Source organism: Motilimonas cestriensis, assembly GCF_021295315.1.
GTDB classification, from domain to species: Bacteria; Pseudomonadota; Gammaproteobacteria; order Enterobacterales; family CBDFNC01; genus Motilimonas; species Motilimonas cestriensis.
Map to the genome: position 1 here is coordinate 196630 of NZ_JAIMJA010000001.1, position 20438 is coordinate 217067.

At 44.4% G+C, this 20438-nt stretch carries 16 protein-coding genes; 6 read left to right on the top strand and 10 right to left on the bottom strand.

What is annotated here, in order from left to right; translation table 11 throughout:
* Nucleotides 1-27: 27 nt before the first annotated feature.
* The 3 genes from K6Y31_RS00880 to K6Y31_RS00890 are packed head-to-tail and all read right to left on the bottom strand — an operon-like array spanning nucleotide 28 to nucleotide 3071.
* Nucleotides 28-1308, bottom strand: a complete 1281-nt coding sequence (locus K6Y31_RS00880) for an ABC transporter substrate-binding protein (RefSeq protein WP_233050986.1) — start codon at nucleotides 1306-1308, stop codon at nucleotides 28-30.
* Nucleotides 1292-2311 carry an ABC transporter ATP-binding protein gene (locus K6Y31_RS00885; protein WP_233050987.1) on the bottom strand — a complete coding sequence of 340 codons (1020 nt, stop codon included), beginning with the start codon at nucleotides 2309-2311 and terminating at the stop codon, nucleotides 1292-1294. Before K6Y31_RS00885 ends, K6Y31_RS00880 begins: the two co-directional genes overlap by 17 nt.
* Nucleotides 2304-3071, bottom strand: coding sequence for a DeoR/GlpR family DNA-binding transcription regulator (locus K6Y31_RS00890; protein ID WP_233050988.1), 768 nt, complete (start codon nucleotides 3069-3071; stop codon nucleotides 2304-2306). The genes K6Y31_RS00885 and K6Y31_RS00890 overlap by 8 nt, the downstream gene beginning before the upstream one ends.
* A 354-nt stretch (nucleotides 3072-3425) precedes the next feature.
* On the opposite strand from K6Y31_RS00890, the gene ycaO reads away from it, so the two are divergent.
* The 6 genes from ycaO (at nucleotide 3426) to K6Y31_RS00920 (ending at nucleotide 12238) form a co-directional block, all read left to right on the top strand.
* Nucleotides 3426-5219 carry a 30S ribosomal protein S12 methylthiotransferase accessory factor YcaO gene (ycaO, locus tag K6Y31_RS00895; RefSeq protein WP_233050989.1) on the top strand — a complete coding sequence of 598 codons (1794 nt, stop codon included), beginning with the start codon at nucleotides 3426-3428 and terminating at the stop codon, nucleotides 5217-5219.
* A 296-nt stretch (nucleotides 5220-5515) separates the two neighbouring features.
* Nucleotides 5516-5707, top strand: a complete 192-nt coding sequence (locus K6Y31_RS00900; RefSeq protein ID WP_233050990.1) for a hypothetical protein — start codon at nucleotides 5516-5518, stop codon at nucleotides 5705-5707.
* A 247-nt stretch (nucleotides 5708-5954) separates the two neighbouring features.
* Nucleotides 5955-8240 (top strand): formate C-acetyltransferase, encoded by a 2286-nt coding sequence (pflB, locus tag K6Y31_RS00905; RefSeq protein ID WP_233050991.1) that lies wholly within the window; start codon nucleotides 5955-5957, stop codon nucleotides 8238-8240.
* A 311-nt stretch (nucleotides 8241-8551) separates the two neighbouring features.
* Nucleotides 8552-9352: a pyruvate formate lyase 1-activating protein gene (gene pflA / locus K6Y31_RS00910; protein WP_233050992.1), complete on the top strand. Its 801-nt coding sequence runs from the start codon at nucleotides 8552-8554 to the stop codon at nucleotides 9350-9352.
* 9 nt (nucleotides 9353-9361) lie between these two features.
* Nucleotides 9362-10015, top strand: a complete 654-nt coding sequence (locus K6Y31_RS00915) for an energy-coupling factor ABC transporter permease (protein WP_233050993.1) — start codon at nucleotides 9362-9364, stop codon at nucleotides 10013-10015.
* A 342-nt stretch (nucleotides 10016-10357) separates the two neighbouring features.
* The gene (locus K6Y31_RS00920) at nucleotides 10358-12238 is read left to right on the top strand and encodes a methyl-accepting chemotaxis protein (protein ID WP_233050994.1); all 1881 of its coding nucleotides are present in this window, start codon (nucleotides 10358-10360) and stop codon (nucleotides 12236-12238) included.
* A gap of 107 nt (nucleotides 12239-12345) precedes the next feature.
* On the opposite strand, the gene cydC is transcribed toward K6Y31_RS00920, so the two are convergent.
* The 7 genes from cydC to yfbV form a co-directional block, all read right to left on the bottom strand.
* Nucleotides 12346-14088 carry a thiol reductant ABC exporter subunit CydC gene (gene cydC, locus K6Y31_RS00925; protein ID WP_233050995.1) on the bottom strand — a complete coding sequence of 581 codons (1743 nt, stop codon included), beginning with the start codon at nucleotides 14086-14088 and terminating at the stop codon, nucleotides 12346-12348.
* Nucleotides 14081-15856: a thiol reductant ABC exporter subunit CydD gene (gene cydD / locus K6Y31_RS00930; protein ID WP_233050996.1), complete on the bottom strand. Its 1776-nt coding sequence runs from the start codon at nucleotides 15854-15856 to the stop codon at nucleotides 14081-14083. The genes cydC and cydD overlap by 8 nt, the downstream gene beginning before the upstream one ends.
* 145 nt (nucleotides 15857-16001) lie before the next feature.
* Entirely contained in the window at nucleotides 16002-16127 is a 126-nt protein-coding gene (cydX, locus tag K6Y31_RS00935; protein WP_232801155.1) for a cytochrome bd-I oxidase subunit CydX, read from the bottom strand.
* A 60-nt stretch (nucleotides 16128-16187) separates the two neighbouring features.
* A complete protein-coding gene (cydB, locus tag K6Y31_RS00940; protein WP_233050997.1) occupies nucleotides 16188-17327 on the bottom strand; it encodes a cytochrome d ubiquinol oxidase subunit II in 1140 nt (379 codons plus the stop codon).
* A 9-nt stretch (nucleotides 17328-17336) separates the two neighbouring features.
* Nucleotides 17337-18923, bottom strand: a complete 1587-nt coding sequence (locus K6Y31_RS00945; RefSeq protein WP_233050998.1) for a cytochrome ubiquinol oxidase subunit I — start codon at nucleotides 18921-18923, stop codon at nucleotides 17337-17339.
* Between the two features lie 34 nt (nucleotides 18924-18957).
* Nucleotides 18958-19524, bottom strand: coding sequence for a GbsR/MarR family transcriptional regulator (locus K6Y31_RS00950; protein ID WP_233050999.1), 567 nt, complete (start codon nucleotides 19522-19524; stop codon nucleotides 18958-18960).
* A gap of 268 nt (nucleotides 19525-19792) precedes the next feature.
* Nucleotides 19793-20242, bottom strand: a complete 450-nt coding sequence (yfbV, locus tag K6Y31_RS00955; RefSeq protein ID WP_233051000.1) for a terminus macrodomain insulation protein YfbV — start codon at nucleotides 20240-20242, stop codon at nucleotides 19793-19795.
* Between the last annotated feature and the right edge of the window lie 196 nt (nucleotides 20243-20438).

Here is a 20438-nt window from a genome sequence, read left to right on the forward strand (position 1 = left end):
TGTTGATCGTTTCAGTGAGTCGATTGACTAAGAGCGATGTTTACGCAGCACCCGCTCAGCTTGTGCTTGCGCCGAGTCTAAGGCCGCTTTAGGTGGTTGCTGGCCAATTAAAGCCGATTGGATCGCATCATCAAGCATTTTGCGTACGCGTCCTGCTTGATACGTCGCCAATTCAGCAGTGGCATGCTCAAGCTGATCACGGGCCACCAGCGCTTGCGGCACTTTTTTCGTGTAGTCGATTAGGCTTTCAGTGTCATAAGCGGCGCTGCTAACGCCCACATAGCCAGTGGTCTTACTCCATTGCGCAGATTGCTCTGGCGATGTCATAAATTTGATCAACTCAAAGGCGGCTTGTTGCTCTTGCTCGCTGCCGTTGCGAAATAGATAAAAATTGCCGCCACCGGTGGGAGAGCCTTGCTCAATATTGCCAGGTAGCTGCGCTACACCCACATCAAAGGTTGCATTTTTCAACACCGCGGTCAGGTTGCCGGTACTGTGCCACATCATGGCTGTTTTTTGCTCGAGGAAATTTTGACGTAATGTTCCCCATTCGATGGTGCCCTTTGGCATTACTTGATCTTTGTTACTCAAGTCGAGCCAAAACTGCAATGCTTCCACGGTACCGGGACTGTTAAAGTTTACCTGAGTACCGTCGGCGCTCATTAAGCGTTCACCATTTTGCTTGGTTAATGCGCCAAACATCCAATAAGGATAACCCGTTGAAGGGATCATTAAACCCCAACGCTCTACTTCCGCGGCACTGTTTTTCTTCACTAGTTTGGCAGCGGTTTTACGAAGCGCTTGCCATGTTGTTGGTGGTTTTTCAGGATCAAGGCCAGCCGCACGAAAAGCGTCTTTGTTGTAATACATGACGATAGTGGAGCGCTGAAAAGGGACCCCCCACGTTTTTTGCTCAGATTGTCCATTTTCCATTAGCGCTGGATAAAAGCTGTTAAGCCACGCTTTATCTTCAGGCGTTTTCACAAAGTCATCAAAGGGTCTGATCACGCCCATGTCTTTTAGTTCAAGCATATCAATGGAAAACAGTACCGATGTTTGCACTGGCTCGCCGCCTTTTAGTGCAGCAAGGGCTTTTATACGAGCATCATTATAATTACCCGCATAAATTGCATTAACGGAGATGTCAGGGTGTTGCCCTTCAAATTTTTCGATCATGCCGTCAACCACTTCAGTCAGCGGCCCCCCGACGGCAACCGGGTAATACATGGTTAATTCAGTGGCAGCATTTACCGAGCATGCCGAAACACTCAGCACGGTGCCGCACAGCCATTTACGCAAAGTCAACATAGTCAATTTCCTTTTCTGTTAGCGATATTCGTTGTTTCGTTTGTGGACAAAAATAGTGGCAGTCTTGTTGCGACCACTGCAGATAAAGCTGAGTACCTAGCCGAAACTGAGGTGCGCCAGCCACTTTGATACAGATAGATTGCTCTTGATACGTGGCGGTAAGTAACGTGCAGTCACCCTGATAATCCATTTTGACGAGCGTACAAGGTAAGCCGTGCTCTGCCAGTGATAAATCTTCGGGGCGGATGCCGAGCAGGTATTGGTGATCGTGGCAACGAAATATATTCATCGCAGGCGAGCCAATAAACTGCGCCGCAAAAATTGTTTTAGGGGATTGATAAAGTGAATGCGGCGAACCACACTGCTCCACATTGCCTTGGTTTAGCAACACCACCTGATCGGCCATCGACATGGCTTCAACTTGATCATGGGTCACATACACCACTGTCAGCCCTAGCTGTTGTTGCAACGCCCTCAATTCATGGCGCATTTGCGCTCTTAATTTCGCGTCAAGGTTACTCAAGGGCTCGTCCATTAGACACACTGGGTGTTGTGACACAATCGCCCGCGCTAAAGCAACGCGTTGACATTGCCCCCCTGACAATTCTGCGGGCTGCTTGTGCTGGTGTGCCTCTAAAGAAACCAATGCTAAGGCATGTTTTAAGCGCTCTTGTTGCTCAGCTTTAGGCAACTTTCTGGCTTTAAGGCCAAACAGAATATTGTCATTAACACTTAAATGCGGAAACAAAGCATAGGATTGAAACACCATACTGATCCCGCGTTGTGACGGCTCTAAATCGGTAATGTCTTGACCTTTTAAGAAAAACTGACCACTAGAAGGCGATTCTAAACCCGCTAGTATTCTTAATAAGGTAGTTTTACCACAACCTGATGGACCCAGTAGTGCAACGAACTGTCCTTGCTCGACACGTAAACTAATGTCATTGAGCGCTTTATATTCATGCCATTGCTTACTGATGTTACGCAGTTCAAGCTCACTCATTAATAGAGTCTCCTAGGTGAATATCTACCTGATGCTGTTGGCAAAGGTGTTGTAGGGCAGGAATATTTTTTTCAATAAATAGATCATCAATGGCAGATAAGTGCGCCACTCGGGCATTCGCAGCGCGTTGATATTTCGTGCTATCGGCGAGCAAAAATTTACGTTGGCTATTAGCCAGCAACGCTCTGGTTAATTCGGCCTCTTCAGGCTGAAATTCAAATAACGCACCTTGCTCATCAATAGCCGCAACGCCACATAATGCAATGTCAGCACGAAACTGATGGATGAACTGCGTGGTATGAAAACCACTGGTATCTTGATCTTGAGTGCGTAATTTGCCACCCGCAACCCAAGTTTCAATATTCTCGAAAGCGGTTAATTTCATCACCGCATGCAGGTTGTTAGTGATAACAGTAAGGGCGATATCTTTGGGTAAAACCTCTAACACTTGCGCGACGGTGCTACCGTAACCAAGGAACACCGTGCTCTCAGGTAATAAATAGTTAACCACCTGACGGGCTATCGCTCGTTTGGCGTCAATATTGTGAACTTTGCGCTGGGCATAAGCCTTATTGGTATTGGCAGCCAATAAGGCAACGCCGCCATGCTGACGCCGGGCTAATCCGCGCTCACACAGATCATTAATAGTGCGTCGAATCGTTTGCGTGGTGACCGCATATTCATCCGCGAGTGATTCCGTGCTGATATAGCCATCACGCTTTAACCGCTGCAAAATGTCTTGTTGACGTTGGTTTAACACAATCCGCCTTACCTGCCTTAGATGTTGATGAAACCTCAAGCGCCTTAGGTTCATATGAAAACAATAATGTTCATATGAATGTACGAGAATTGTATGACGCTTAATTGACTAAGACATGACCGTTAAGTGAAACTGGCAAAATACCAAAAAGGTGCTATTGCGATCAGATCTGGCCCCTTGTTTAAAAAAAAGGGGCTTAAAACAGCGCTTATTACACGGTTTATTAACGACTCAAGGGAGCAGCTTGGCTGCGGCTTGTTGAATTACTTGGCCAGAATGCGGATATCCCTTCACCCTGCTTTTCATTGTGATATTCTAGCGCCCTGTGTTTAGCGCCAATTTAACGGAAACCATATGTCACGAATTGAAACCAACTCTGCCCTCACCTTTATTACAGGTAAAGACGCCGCTCTAGAGGACTCCATTGAAACCATGCAAACCAAGCTAAAAAGCGTTGGTTTTGATATTGAAGAGGCGTCATGGCTAAATCCTGTACCTAATGTGTGGTCTGTGCATATTCGTGACAAGGACTGTCCACTGTGTTTTACCAATGGTAAAGGCGCCAGTAAAAAAGCCGCTTTAGCCAGCGCCTTAGGTGAGTTTTTTGAACGTTTAAGCTGTAACTATTTTTGGGCTGATTTCTACTTAGGTAAAAAAAATGCACAAAGTGATTTCGTGCATTATCCAAACGAGAAATGGTTTAACTTAACCGATGACAACAGCCTGCCAGCGGGCATGCTAGATGATTATTTACGCCAACATTACAACCCACAAAATGAGCTCACCGCGCGTCACTTAGTGGATTTTAACTCTGGTAATGAAAAGCGCGGTATTTGCGCCCTGCCCTTTACTCGCCAAGACAATCAAGAAACCGTTTATATTCCAATGAATATCGTGGCGAACTTGTATGTCAGTAATGGCATGTCGGCAGGTAACACGCGCACCGAAGCGCGGGTACAAGCCTTATCTGAATTATTTGAGCGCAGTGTAAAAAATAAAATTATTGCTGATGGTATCAGTTTGCCTGAAATTCCAGCCAAAGTGATCGCCAGCTACCCAAGCATTAAAGCGTCAATTGATAAGCTAGAAGCAGAAGGCTTTCCTATTTATAGCTACGACGCTTCCTTAGGCGGTAAATACCCAGTGATATGTGTGGTATTACTTAACCCTACTAATGGCACTTGCTTTGCTTCTTTTGGCGCACACCCTAAATTTGAAGTGGCTTTTGAGCGCACTGTGACTGAATTACTTCAAGGTCGTAGTTTAAAAGACTTAGACGTGTTTTACCCACCGACATTTGATAATGATGACGTGGCCGATCACCACAACCTTGAAACCCACTTTATTGACAGTGCCGGTTTGATCTCGTGGGATTTATTCAAGAAAAAAGCCGACTATGAGTTTGTTCATTGGAACAGCGAAGGCAGCTCACCTGATGAATTTGATGCGCTAATGGCCGCATTTGATGACATTGACCAGCCTGTGTATATTGCCGATTACGAGCACTTAAATGTGTACTCATGTCGTATTCTGGCGCCGGGCTTATCTGAAATTTACCCGGTTGAAGATTTAGTATGGCGCAATAATACCGGCGGTAACAAGCTGCGCAAGTTGATGTTTAAACTATCGAAAAACTGGTTTGACCAAAAACAGGCAAGCAAAGTGCTCGATTACTTAGATGCACAAGACTACAGCGAACAAGAGCGGGTATTTGAGCTGATAGGGTTGGCGTTTGAAGCCGGTAATCCATGGAAAACCTTGCGTGTGGGTGAGCTTCGCTGCTTACTTTCAATCACGCTAGGCGAGCTAGAAGAAGCGCAAGAATGGGCGCAGTGGACCTTAGATTACGGTCAGTCAACCCTTAGCCCTGCGCGCATGCGTTTTTACGACTGTTTAAGCCAAGCGTTGCAGCTTGAGCTTGACGAGAACCGCAAGCGTAAACAATACCTCAACGTGTTTGAGCGCATGTACAGCGCCGAATTAGTACAGCAAGTGTTTGATCTGATCGATTTAAAACAACCAAATAATGGTTTAAGTCCGATCAATTACAAGCTAGAAGGCCAAGCGTTGCATCAAAAACTGCTGCAAGCCTACGATAAACTGCAAAAAGCCAAAGCGGCGCACGCAGCGAAGACGCACAAGCTGTAATTAATTTTCGGTCAATTACAACATAGGCAGTCGATTATGCTGCCTATGTTGTGCTGATTTGTGATCTTTTTGGCTCAATAAACCCTATCTTAAATAAGGTTAAAGACCTTTATTCAAAAGGTTTTTAACCCTTACTCGTAATATTTTCTTAGTGCATGAACTGAAATATCAGCATTGACTAGAAATGTAGTAAAATTACAAAACAAAATCATGATAAATGATCACGATCAATTTCCAGCCCCAATCCCTCTGCTATATTTTGTTTCAGAGAATAGAAACGTAGAGGTGAGGAGAGAATGATGACATTATTGATTCAATTACTGCGCATTCTTGATTTTGCCCAAATGGCAAATACAGTACTAGCCTTCATCGTTTCACCTCGCGTTTATCACACCACCCAACTGACTACCTTAGCGCTTCAACACCAAGTAATACATGGCATAACAGCCATAAAAACAGCCGACTTTTCATTATCCAATCATTGCTAAGCTTTTATTTAATGATTGATTTAATAAAGAAAACGATTGCTGGTAATAATACTTGGGGTCGATTAGGCTAGAAGTAAAAATAAAGTGGTTAATAAATAACAACAAGATGAATACTGCTTATGGCCATGGTTAAGATTTCCAGTCCATCATCTTGAAGCATTAAAACAACATGGCATGTTAAACATATAGCTGTTAATGGCTTAGTCCATTAATGAAAATTAGTAATACATACTGTAGGAATACCGTTATGGCAGAACTTAAAGAACAACTTACCCAAGCTTGGGCTGGCTTCACCGAAGGTGACTGGCAAACAGAGGTAAACGTTCGTGACTTCATCCAAAAGAACTACACCCCATATGAAGGTGATGATTCTTTCTTAGCTGGCCCAACTGCGGCGACCGACACACTTTGGGAAAAAGTGATGGAAGGTATCAAGCAAGAAAACAGCACTCACGCACCGGTAGATTTCGATACTTCTGTTATCTCAACAATTGTTTCTCACGATGCAGGTTACGTAAACAAAGACTTAGAAACCATCGTTGGTTTACAAACTGAAGCGCCACTTAAACGTGCGATTATCCCTAACGGTGGTATTCGTATGGTTGAAGGCGGTATTGCTGCATACGATCGCGAACTTGACCCAGAAGTTAAGAAAATCTACACCGATTACCGTAAAACACACAACCAAGGTGTGTTTGACGTTTACACTGGCGCGATCATGAAGTGTCGTAAGTCTGGTGTACTAACAGGTTTACCTGATGCTTACGGCCGTGGTCGTATCATTGGTGATTACCGTCGCGTAGCGCTATACGGTATCGACTTCCTAATGGCTGATAAAGCTCAGCAACACAAGTCGCTAGAAGCGGAGCTTGTGGCAGGTACTCAATTAGAAGACACGATTAAACTACGTGAAGAAATCTTCGATCAATACCGTGCTCTAGGCCAAATGAAAGAAATGGCGGCCAAATACGGTTTCGATATTTCTAACCCAGCAACAACGGCACAAGAAGCGATTCAGTGGACTTACTTTGGCTACCTAGCTGCGGTTAAATCACAAAACGGTGCAGCGATGTCTTTCGGACGTACTGCTACGTTCCTAGACGTGTACATCGAGCGTGACCTAAAAGCGGGTAAAATTACTGAAGAGCAAGCGCAAGAGCTGATTGACCACTTGGTAATGAAGCTGCGTATGGTTCGTTTCCTACGTACGCCTGAATACGATACGCTGTTCTCTGGTGACCCAATCTGGGCAACTGAGTCTATCGGTGGTATGGGTACAGATGGCCGAACTTTGGTAACTAAGAACGCTTTCCGTTTCCTAAACACACAATACACTATGGGCCCATCACCTGAGCCAAACATTACAGTATTGTGGTCTGAAAGCTTGCCATCAAACTTCAAACAGTACTGCGCCAAAGTATCTATCGATACGTCTTCTATCCAGTACGAAAACGATGACTTGATGCGTAACGATTTTGACAACGATGACTACGCTATCGCATGTTGTGTTTCGCCAATGATCGTTGGTAAACAAATGCAGTTCTTCGGTGCCCGTGCCAACCTTGCTAAAACGCTACTTTACGCCATCAACGGTGGTGTAGATGAGAAGATGAAAATGCAAGTGGGTCCTAAGACGATCCCTGCAATCACTAGCGAAGTGCTTAACTACGACGAAGTTTACGCTAACTTAGACCACTTCATGGACTGGCTAGCTGAGCAATACGTCACAGCACTTAACTGTATTCACTACATGCACGACAAGTACAGCTACGAAGCTGCGCTAATGGCACTGCATGATCGCGACGTATCTCGCACCATGGCATGTGGTATTGCCGGTCTGTCTATTGCTGCTGACTCATTAGCTGCAATTAAGTACGCAAAAGTTAAACCAATTCGTGACGAAGACGGTATCGCGGTTGATTTTGATATCGAAGGCGACTATCCAAAATTCGGTAACAACGACCCTCGCGTTGATGACATTGCTTGTGAGCTTGTTGAAAGCTTCATGAAGAAAATCAAAGCGCGTCCAATGTACCGTAACGCTCGTGCGACTCAATCTATCCTGACTATCACATCAAACGTGGTATACGGTAAGAAAACAGGTAACACACCTGACGGCCGCCGCGCAGGTACACCGTTTGCTCCGGGTGCTAACCCAATGCACGGTCGTGATGAGAAAGGTGCGGTTGCATCATTAACATCGGTATCTAAACTGCCGTTTGCTTACGCACAAGATGGTATTTCTTATACCTTCTCTATCGTGCCAAATGCACTAGGTAAAGACGACAATTCACAACGCGCTAACTTAGCAGGTTTGATGGATGGTTACTTCAAGCACACGCCAAACACCGAAGGTGGTCAGCACTTGAACGTAAACGTAATGAACCGTGAAATGCTACTAGACGCAATGGAAAACCCTGAGAAATACCCTCAGCTAACCATTCGTGTATCAGGTTACGCGGTACGTTTTAACTCGCTGACTAAAGAGCAACAAAACGACGTTATTACTCGTACTTTTACTAGCTCGCTTTAATAGCTCGCTTTAATCTTCGATAACATACATCTTAGATTAACTTGAGAACCAAAAGCCTTGCTCAGCAAGGCTTTTTTTTGCCTGTTATTTTGAACTCGCACAACCACTGTAGACTGATACGCATGTAGCAATAAATTAACCCTTGTGGCTTGCTTTAACACGTTCCAACTCTTTCTTCACTTACTTAATACAAGTCATCCGAAATACACTATTTTTCAGGTTAGTTCTACTCGACTCTTTTACGCAGCGGGTTCTTTGGTTACAATTACGCTATTGTTCGCTCACGCGAATGCTATTCCTATTAGGTATTTATGACTGCTACTACGAACCCAGAAACCATTAATATTCAAACCGATGTCTCGCCCGACTTTGGCAAAGTAACCGGAAGAATTCATTCTGTGGAAACCTGTGGCACAGTTGATGGACCGGGTATCCGTTTCATTATTTTTACTCAAGGCTGCTTAATGCGCTGCCAGTATTGCCATAACCGTGACACTTGGGATACGGAAGCAGGTAAAGAAACCACAGTGCAAGAATTAATGGACGACTTAGTTCAATACCGCCACTTTATGAATGCGTCAGGCGGCGGCATTACTGCTTCTGGTGGCGAGGTAATGTTACAACAAGAGTTTGTTCACGCCTTATTTAGCCAAGCGCAGAAGGAAGGTATCCACACTTGCCTTGATACCAATGGTTTTGTTCGTAAAATGACGCCGCTGGTCGATGAGGTATTAGACGTTTCCGATCTAGTGATGCTTGACATCAAGCAGATCCACAATGACGCCCATATAGCCTTAACTCATGTCAGTAACAAATACACCCTTGCCTTTGCCCAGCACTTAGCACAGCGCAATCAAAGGACATGGTTACGATATGTAATTGTACCCGGCCACACCGATGATGAACAATCGGCTCGTGATTTAGGTGAGTTTATTAAGCCAATGAAAAACATCGAAAAAATTGAGTTACTGCCGTATCACGAATTAGGTCGTCATAAGTGGATTGCCATGGGTGAAGAATACCCACTAGAAGGTGTCTCGCCGCCATCTCGAGAGGTGATGAATAACATCAAGGCAATTTTAAGCGAATATCACGACAACGTGATTTTCTAATCAATTACAATGGATAATCTCGCAATAGAATTTACCTTTTTGAGTGGCCTTGCGCTGCTGTGCGTGATTTTTTTAGTCGCTTGCTGTTTGTACCGAACCTTTCCCTTTCATCATATCCCAAGTGACCTGCAGCAGCGGTGTTTAGGCATTGCTGTCGCTTTATTGCCTTTGTGGTTATTAAAAGCGGGTTTACATCCTGGCTTAGAAATGCATTTCCTTGGCTTAACGGTGGCCACCTTGATGATTGGCTGGCATTTAAGTTTGCTCATCGGTGTCGCTAATTTACTATTACTCGGTATTTGGCAGGGTAGCTCACCTGCGCAGATAACCATTGAAGCCCTACTTGGCGTCGCGTTGCCCATAGGCATCACTGTTAGTGTATTAACTGGCTACCGCCGTTATCTGCCACAGCATTTTTTTATTTATATCTTTGTTTGTGGCTTTTTTGCTGCCGCCTTAGCCATGCTCGGCCGCCATCTTGCGCTGGGACTATTTTACTTAATTGATGGCCAATACCGAGCATCTGCAGTAACAGAGGATTATCTCTATTTATGGCCTTTATTGCTTTTTCCAGAAGCCCTACTCAACGGCATGGCCGTAACATTAATGGCGACCTACCGTCCACAATGGCTTACTTCCTTCAGAGATAAAGACCTTAGCTAACCCGAGTTCTGGATAAGCAAAATAGTATATTTTGCCTGCAAAAATGCGGTAAATAGACCTAAAAAGGACGTTGAACTTTGCGCCTTGATATTGTTTTGGTATATATCCCTATACGCTTTGCGTTTTCATCCCTGAAAACGAAATTTTGCAGTAAAAACAAACTTTATCCGCTCGTTATAAGCTTAAGCAAAAATGAGGCTAGCTAACTAAAACCTATATTTTCGATGTGATTTAAAAATGATATCTAATTTACGTTAAAATCAAGCAAATATTCCATTCCTACTTAAGCTAAATATTATAGTGCTAGTTAAAACTAGCGTATTTACTCAGCAGGATCGAGATATGAAAGTAGCATGGAAAGTCGTAGGAGCGTCTTCACTGGTTTTAGCTATTACCATTACTTTATTGTCTTGGTATCAATACAGTGAAATGACTCAAAACCTTAAAGCCCAATCCCACAGCGCGGTGCAAGAGTCTAGCTCAGCACTAAGCCAGCAAATAACCCATTGGCTCAACGGTAAAATTGATATCATCAACATTATGGCCCAAGTGATTGATGCCGATTTCAACAAAGACAATATTCAAAAGACATTCGATAGTCCGTTACTGAAACAAGAATTCTTACTGATTTTTGGTGGCTTAGATACTGATGGTATAGCCATGACTAACGATCCTACTTGGCAACCAAAAGACTGGGATGCTCGTAAACGCCCTTGGTATAACGTAGCAAGAAACAGTCGCGAAGCTGCAATTACCGAGCCCTACGCTGACGCAGTAACCAAGGATATACTGATTTCTGTGGTCGCCAAATTCTCCGATAAAGGCGATTTTAAGGGGGCATTTGGTGGTGATTTAAGCCTGAAAACGGTGTCTGAAGCCCTTAATACCGTTAACTTTAACGGCTCTGGCTATGCATTTTTACTCAGTGGAGCAGGAAAGGTTATCTCTCACCCTAATGGTGATTTTAATGGTAAGGACTATAGCCAAGTATTCGGCGGTAAAAAAATAGCCCTAAATCAGGGAATCAATGAAGTTGAAATAAATGATAACGCGTATTGGGTCAGCTTTATTCCGCTCAAAGATTTGAAAGGATTAGATTGGTACTTAGCCGTGGTCGTCGATGAAGATATCGTGATGGCGTCAGCCGATGTGATAGCGTGGCAATCATTGCTAGGTGGTATTATCAGTGTGATCATCGGCATTGTGATTATTGGCAGTGTTATGCAATCTATTCTTAAACCTATCGGCTTATTAAGCAGCTCGCTACTGGAGATCAACAGTGGTAATGGTGATTTGACTAAACGTTTACCAGTAATATCCAAAGATGAATTTGGCGAAGTTGCGAATCAATTCAACCTGTTTATTGGTCAACTGCAACAGATGATCACTAACGTCAAATCGATTTCCTATGACATCAGGCAGAGTACTGATTTAACCAGTCAGGAATCACAAAAAGCAGAGTCAGAATTAGCAACTCAGTTAGCAGAGCTAGACCAACTAGCAACCGCGATGAACCAGATGGCATCGAGTGCCGTAGAGGTTGCTAACAGTGCTCAAGTGGCGGCCCAGTCTGCTCAAACAGCGGATACTGAAACCGCCAATGGCGTTAAAATAGTCTCTAATGCCAGTCTTTCAATTAAAAACTTGGCCAGTGAAATGGATCAAGCCGTGGCAACGGTGGTTGAGCTGGCTAAATACAGTGACAACATCGAGTCCATTTTACTGGTTATTACTGGTATTGCCGAACAAACCAACCTACTTGCCCTTAACGCTGCAATTGAAGCAGCCCGTGCAGGTGAAACAGGTCGAGGCTTTGCCGTAGTAGCGGATGAGGTTCGCTCACTTGCCTCACGCACGCAAAAATCTACCAGCGAAATCAAAACCATGATAGAACAGCTGCAGTCTGGTGTAAGAGAAGCTGAAACCAAGATTAAGCAAAGCCGTGAAATGGCAAATGACACCTCAGAAGAAGCAGGCAAAGCGAATCAAGCACTTGATGTAATTCGCACCGCGATCTTGCAAATTAATGATATGAATTTACAGATAGCCGCTGCTGCCGAGCAACAATCGGCAACCTCTGAAGAGATAAACCGTAACACCACTAATATTCGTGATATTAGCCAAGAGGTTTCTAACGGGGCGCTTGAGCAGGTTAATCACTGCCAAGCAATGACCCAACAAGTATCTGAACAAGATACCCTACTGAGTCAATTTAAAGTGTAAGCGTTTGCTTTAATCATTAGCATTTAAGGTAACAAACAAGCAAAACCTAGGTGTTTATTTTATTACATAAGTTTGGTTGAGCACGCTCAGTGACGAAAGAGCCTTGATTAAAAGTAATCCAGTAAATCACGATAATACTCATTCGTGCGCATTAAACTGGTATGGTCACCTTGGGCGATGATCTGCCCTTGAGCCATCACTAAAATTAAGTCCATTTGCTGGAGCATAATGGGTTTATGGGTGATCATCATCAGGGTTTGCTGCTTGGCGTTAACATGGCTGAATATCTCGTCCATCATTTTCTGTTCAGTTAATCCGTCTAATCCCTTGCTCGGCTCGTCTAATACCAATACTCGGCTATCACGTAACAATACCTGAGCAAGTTGTAAACGCTGCTTTTGACCACCCGATAATCCCGCTCCTGTTTCTCCCAGCCAAGTGTCAATGCCAAACTCCAGTGACGCAATAAAGTCACCCAATCCCACTTGCTGACAAACTTGAACCATATCAGCAGTCGTCGCATCAGGGTTGGCTAAGCGCAGGTTATCCGCAATAGTGGCATTAAATATATGCCCTGTTTGACTCATTAAGGCGATGTGTTGGCGTAACGAAGCTTTGCTAAAACCATTAATATCCTGCTCTGCAATAGTCACTTGCCCGGCTGCGGTCGGCCAAAAGCCCATTAACAGGTTAACTAGGGTAGACTTACCCGCCCCACTTGGCCCAATAATCGCTACTTTTTGCCCGGGTTGGATCGTGACATGAATATCCGTTAAAGAATAAGTTTGTTGGCCGGGATAACTGAAGCTAAGGTGATTAAACGCAATGGCACCAGCTTGAATGGCAACCGTATTATTCAGCCCATCAGGCCCTTGATTAAAGTGAGGGACAGGCATATCGACTATATCGAATAGTCGCTGCGCACTGGCTAGAGTTTGCGGCAATAACTGACAAGCTAATGGCAGTGCCATCACCGTTTCAATACTAACTAGCATCAATAACGATAAGCTAGCAATATACTCTGGGGCTAACTTACCTGCTGCCGCTAACGGGACCAGTATAATAAAACTGCATAAAACCAAAGCGTTAACCAACAGAAAGTTCACTAAATTACTGACACTGTTTTTTTGCTGCAGCGCTAATTCTAATTGCAAAAAACGGCTAGACAGTTGCAGCATACTGACTTGATAACGCTCCGCCACTTGATACATCACCAATTCTCGTAGCGCAAAAATTCCATCCACTAAACCCAATTGCATTTGGTTGTTAAGATTGAGCTTCTCTTGTTGCTGGCTGCGAGCCCAAAGGTAACTGACATAAGGCAAACCTAGGCCAAGTATTATCAACACCAGCGCCAGCACTAACGCTAGTGACACCGAGAAATAAGCCACTGCCGCACACACCAAAGGCACACTAACCAGTGCAACCACAGCAGGCAATAAGATACGCAGATAAAAATTATCCAAATTATCGATGTCTTGTTGCATTCGCGTAAGTAAATCGGCGGATTGAAACTGAACTTGGTAGTAAGGTAATAAAGGCTCAAGCTTTTGGTAAAAATAGTAACGCAGCTGCGCTAAAATTCGAAAAGTGGCCTCATGGGTGATCACCCGCTCGGCATAACGCCCAACGGTGCGCACAATGGCTAAAAATCGCACCACCGCGCCAGGGGTAAAATAGTTAATAGAAGCGCCAGTAAGCCCCGCCATTGCCATGATGGTTAAAAACCAACCCGACACGGCCAGTAAACTGATGTTAGCAAGTAGCGCCAAGAGTGACAGCAGCGCACCCAGTAACATAAAACCGAGCTGCGGGCGCATAAGCTCAAGTAAACGAAAAAAGTTACGCATTCTGCTGCCCTCCACGTGGCTGACTCACATTGACCATGGCATGGTAGTTTCCTTGCAAAGCCAATAGTTGTTGGTGTGAGCCTTGCTCAATAATCTGCCCTTGTGACATCACTAAGATCTGCTTTGCTTGCTTAACGGTGTGTAAACGGTGAGCAATTACTATCACTAAATGGTCTTTGGCATAAGCTGTGATAGCCTGTAACACTTTTTCTTCACTGTCTTTATCTAAATGACTGCTCGGCTCATCGAGCACTAACACATCCGGTTGATGATAAAAAGCCCGGGATAATGCTAGTCGCTGGCTTTGACCACCAGATAAACCCAGACCGCCCTCACCGACCGCTGTTTCGAGTTGTTCTGGCTGCTTATTTACAAAGTCAAACAACCCCGCCTGCACTAATGCTTTATTGACTTTTGTCACGTCATAATCGTTAGTTAAAGCGACGTTATAACCGATACTGCCAAAGAAAATATGCCCTTGCTGCGCAATCCAACCGCAATGAATTAACCATTGGTCTCTTAATGCTGGAGTAAGGCGCTCACCATTGATTAACACTTGCCCCGAGTCCGCTTGATTAAAACCCAGCAGAATGTCGATTAGCGTCGACTTACCCGCGCCACTTTCACCAACAATGGCGTAAATACCGGTCTGCTCAAAAGTAAGGTTGATGTCAGATAAAGTAAGGCTGCGCCCCGGATATGCATAATTTAACGACTCGCAAGATAAGGTAAATGGCGCCTTAAATTGAGGGGCACTCGTTTTAGCGGCATCCGTTTCACAGCCTTCAGGCTCAGCAAGCAATTTAATCATATCCGCCGCCGCCGCTGCACCCGCCATTTTTGCATGATACTGGGTGCCTAAGTTTCTAAAAGGTAAGTAGAACTCCGGTGCCAATAATAGTACCCACAGCGCAATAAGGTAGCTGGCTTCACCATAATACAAACGAAAGCCAAAAATCACCGCCACTAAAGCAATGGAGACTGATGCGAGAAACTCTAAGAAGAACGAAGACAAGAACGCCACGCGAAGGATTTTCATGGTTTGACGGCGATAGTCGTCACTAATTTCTTTCACCGCCGCGAGCTCTTGTTTGGCGCTGTTAAATACTTTCAACTGAGTTAACCCTTGAATAATATCAAGGAAGTGACTACTCATTCGCAACAACTTAGCCCAATGTTGCTGATTCATGGCTTCGGCGCGTTTGCCAATTAGAATCATAAAAAAAGGAATAAATGGCGCGGTAAAGAGGAAAATAAGGCCGGCTAACCAGTCCATAGGAAACACAAGAGCTAATACCGCCAAGGGGATCACTGCGCAGTAGGCAACCACGGGTAGGTAACCAGCAAAATAATCTTGTAACGACTCAACCCCCTGATGCAGCAGCTGTGCGAGTGCTGTTTGCCCATGTTGTCGCGTATAAGCAGGCCCTAAAGTGACGAGTTTTTGCAAAAGCTCTTGTCTTATTTCATGCTTTATTTTGGCGGCGCCGCGCTGGCTAAAACGTTCGCTGGCATAACCTAAGCCTGCTCTTAACAGCACCACAAGGCCCAAGGTTGCTAGCCATGGCGTTAACTGATGTAGCGATTGTTGCTTAAAAATAGCGCCATCGATGATCCACGCTAACAACGCCATCTGCCCTATCATAACCAAACCGTTAAGGGAGCCAAGCGCGATGGCTTTAACCAATAGGCCTTGAGATTTAGATTTTTGCTGCTTTAGCCAGCGATTAGCTAACTTTGTGTCATCAGCATTAAGTTGTTGCGACATGTGAGTATTCCCTTAGAGACAATGAGTTGAAAAACATTAACAACAAACTGAAACACAGCCAGATACATCATAAAAAATGGGGGGAGTAACATGAATTAGTCAAGGCTCCTTAACTCGCTATCAAGGAGCCTCTATAGCAAGGTACTTAATTATCGACGTCTTGGTCTTTTGCCACGTTATCAACGTGTTGCTGCATTTCGTACCACATCACATTAATAATGCCAAAAGCGCACGCCAGTAACACACCTAAAATCCAACTAAAATACCACATAAACTGTCCTTATCCGGTGATTGCATAGAAACCTATTACAATCACCTGAGTTAAAAATGATTAGTAAGATGAATGACTGTTTCCGGTAATTTCAGCCACCGTGACACGACGCCACATTTTGTAATAACACCAAAATGAATAACCTAATACAATGGGCAACAATAGCACCACCACTGACAGCATGATCATCAGCGTCATCTCACTTGAGACCGCGTCCCACAGGGTTAAACTGTGGTTAGGCACCGAGCTAGATGGCATTACAAATGGGAACATAGACGCCCCTGCGGTTAAAATAACCCCCACATTTGCTAAGCTACTGGCGATAAATGCCGCGACACCTCGTGCCATTTTCATTAATACGCTGGCCAATAACGCCATAATTATCCCCAGTGCAGGTAATAACCACATTAACGGCTGCACCGAATAATTATGTAACCAAGCTTGAGAAACGATTTCAACCTGCTTCAAGGTAGGATTAGCAACGCCTGCCGTATCAAGAGCACTGGTAATTTGATACCCCGGCACTGTCTGCCAAATCAAGATGCCACCCAGTACAAAAGCCACAACCAACGTCAGCGCAGCCCATTGACCAATACGCGCAGCGCGTTCTGCCACCACTTTTTCTGTACGCATGACTAGCCAAGCACCGCCATGCATGGTGACCATCGCCACACTCACCACGCCGCACAATAATGCAAACGGGTTAAACAAAGCAAAAAATGAACCCGTGTAAGTCACGCGCATTAAGTCATCAAAGTGAAAAGGAACCCCCTGTAGCAAGTTACCAAAGGCCACACCAAACACTAACGGCGGTACCGAACTGCCAACAAATAGCGCCCAATCCCAGTTATTTCGCCACTTTTTACTATCAATCTTACTGCGATAGTCAAACCCCAGTGGACGTAAAAACAAGGCAAATAAGGTCAGCATCATAGCGAAGTAAAACCCGCTAAAGGCGGTGGCGTAAACCAGCGGCCAGGCAGCAAATAACGCACCGCCTAAGGTAATAAACCACACTTGGTTACCATCCCAATGAGCACCAACGGTGTTTATCACGACGCGGCGCTCATCGTCAGACTTACCGACGAAGGGAAGCAACGTCCCCACGCCCATGTCCATACCATCAGTGATAGCGAAGCCGATCATTAACACCCCAATCAGCACCCACCAAATTAGCTTTAAGCTTTCGTAATCAAACATCCGTGACTCCTAATAATGGCTTTGACGCAGTGATGCCGTGGCATCTGCTTCTTGTTCAAAATGATATCGACCCGTATGGAGCGAGCTTGGCCCCATTTTGGCAAACTTCACCATTAGGAACATTTCAATGATAAACAAGATGATATAAACACTGACAAAGGCAACCATGGTGGTAATCACTTGGCTAACAGTCAAGTTTGACACGCCTAAGAAGGTCGGTAACACTTCACTGATGGCCCAAGGTTGACGGCCAAATTCCGCCACAAACCAGCCGGTTTCAATGGCTATCCAAGGCAATGGTAGCGCAAATAAAATAGCCTTAAGTAGCCATCTCTTTTGCTCTATTTGTCGCTTCGCGTTGTAGTAAAACGCCAACACAAATAAACCGAGCATCGCGACACCACAGCCCACCATAATACGGAAACTCCAGAATAATGGCGCAGCTGGGGGCGTTGAATCTTTTACCGCAGCTTGAATTTGTGCTTCAGTGGCGTCGACCACATTCGGCGTGTAAGCTTTAAGCAGTAAGCCATAACCAAGGTCTACTTTTAGCTCATCGAAGCGAGCAATGTTTTCCGGTGTATCTTCACCGCTACGCAGCTTTTGCAAATACTCATAAGCAATCATGCCATTACGAATTCGCACTTCATGCTCAGCTTGCAAATCACGTAATCCGATTACTTCTTCGTCCAATGAACGTGTGGCAATGATCCCCATCAAATAAGGTATTTTAAGGGCATGCTCAGTTTCCATGGTTTCATCATTAGGAAACCCTATTACGGTAAATGATGCCGGCGCGGGCTGGGTCTCATATTCGGCTTCAATAGCCGCTAACTTAACCCGCTGTACTTCGCCAACTTCGTAACCCGATTCATCGCCCAATAAAATTACCGATAGGATAGATGCCAAACCAAAACCCGCAGCAACCGAGAATGAACGTTTCGCAAATGGCAAGTCTCGGCCTTTCAAGATGTAGTAACTACTGATACTCATCACAAACATCGAGCCAGCGACATAGCCTGCAGCCACGGTATGGATAAATTTAACCTGAGCAACCGGGTTAAACACTAACTCTGCAAAACTGACCATTTCCATGCGCATGGTTAGGTAGTTAAATTCACTGCCGACTGGGTTTTGCATCCAGCCATTGGCAATTAATATCCATAATGCAGATAAATTGGTGCCTAAGGCCATCAAGAAGGTGGCAGCTAAATGTTGACGTTTAGTGAGCCGGTCCCAGCCCAAAAAGAACATACCAACAAAGGTCGATTCTAAAAAGAACGCCATTAGCCCTTCAATCGCTAATGGCGCACCAAAAATATCACCCACATAATGTGAGTAATACGACCAGTTAGTACCAAACTCAAATTCCATGGTTAAGCCAGTGGCAACCCCAATCGCGAAATTAATACCAAACAGCTTGCCCCAAAACTTGGTCATGTCGCGGTATATTTCTCGCCCAGTCATGACATACACAGACTCCATAATAAACAGGATCCATGTCATTCCCAAAGTCAATGGTACAAACAAAAAATGGAACATGGCGGTAATTGCAAATTGCCACCGTGACAGTTCCACTAAGGTTTCGTTGATCATAAAACGCTCCTACATTGCGTCAAATATATAAATCTTATGAGTCGGAATTCGGCTGGTTGTTTTTAGCAAAAAGTTGATCTTTCATGCTTAACATCTTGCTTACGCCCGCGCCCAACTTCATTAGGGTGCTTAATTTTTCCGGTGATAAGCGTTGTAGCTCGCCTGACCACTGCGTCAACATTTCGAGTAGATCATGAATTTCTTGCATTTTTTCAAGGGCAAAAGCTTCTTCTTGGTCTTTTGGCTCTTCCAGCAAGTTGTCACGTAATAAGGACAGGGTTGGGTCTACTTCCCGCTTTTTACGCTCTTCAAAAATTGTATTGGCCATGTCCCAAATAGAGCCGGTCACTCGGTAATATTCTTTGCGATCGCCCGGAATATGACTAACTTGCACTAAGCGCCAAGATTGCAGCTCTTTCATGCCCATGCTGACGTTACCACGTGAAATATTCAGCGTTTCAGCCAGCTCATTGGCACTTAAAGGCCGTTCGGTCACGACCAGTAGGGCATACATTTGTCCAACGGTGCGATTAAAGCCCCAACGGCTGCCCATTTCGCCAAAGTGGAATACAAAAGATTGCACACTGGGAGAGATGTCCATATCAACCTATAGATGTTTCAGAAATTTCTGAAAGTTTAAATACTATTTAAATATTGATCAAGATCAATCTGGTGCAGATTGTTGATTAGTTATCACGAGCGACGAGGGAGATGAGGAAGATTAATTGAGCTTGAGTGGTTTTTTCAGGAATAAGGCAGGTAAAAATATTGAATTTAAGCCATAACGCAGAGCCAAAACAGCCAGATTTTTAGAACCTGCAGTACACTCAACCTTACTCTGGTAAGGTTGAGTTTGACTAGCTGCATTTTTAATCAAATAAAAATGCTTTATCTAAGCTTTTAAAACCTTGGTTTAATACAAAAGCTAAGTCGCCATAGGTAGGTTTGCTAACCGCTTGTTTTGGTGGCTCATTCTGCTGATTGCTTTGCTGCACTAATTTTTGATGGATCTGGTGATACCAGCGCACTAAACTCGGCGGCAGCGGGCTTTGCGCACGCTTACCCAGCCAATAAAGCCCCTGCAAGGGTAGGCTCACCATAAATAAAACCATACCCACCGTGGTTGGCCAAAACATCTCATGGCCAACTTGATATTGCAGTAATATTGTTAATACCGCTAACATCGGCATAAACTTTTCTGCAAACTCGGTGGCCTTTATCACCAAATTCTCAGGAAATAGGCCGTTTAGCTCTTTTCTCTGTGGCCACACTTTCATGTAGGCTTTACCAGTTTGTAATTTTCCACCAAAAAATTTCATATTTACCTGCCTTACCGCTAAAAGTGGCGAGAAAATGAGCCTAATTTGTTAAAAATTGATTTCAATTAACTCTAAAGACGCTTCGCTTTGTTATTTTCTTACATTAGCTGTATCCTTGTTACAACTAAGCGTATCCACAGACGTTTACCCTACTGTTCTCTTGGTTAAACGTTGATTATAAACAGTGCGGATCACT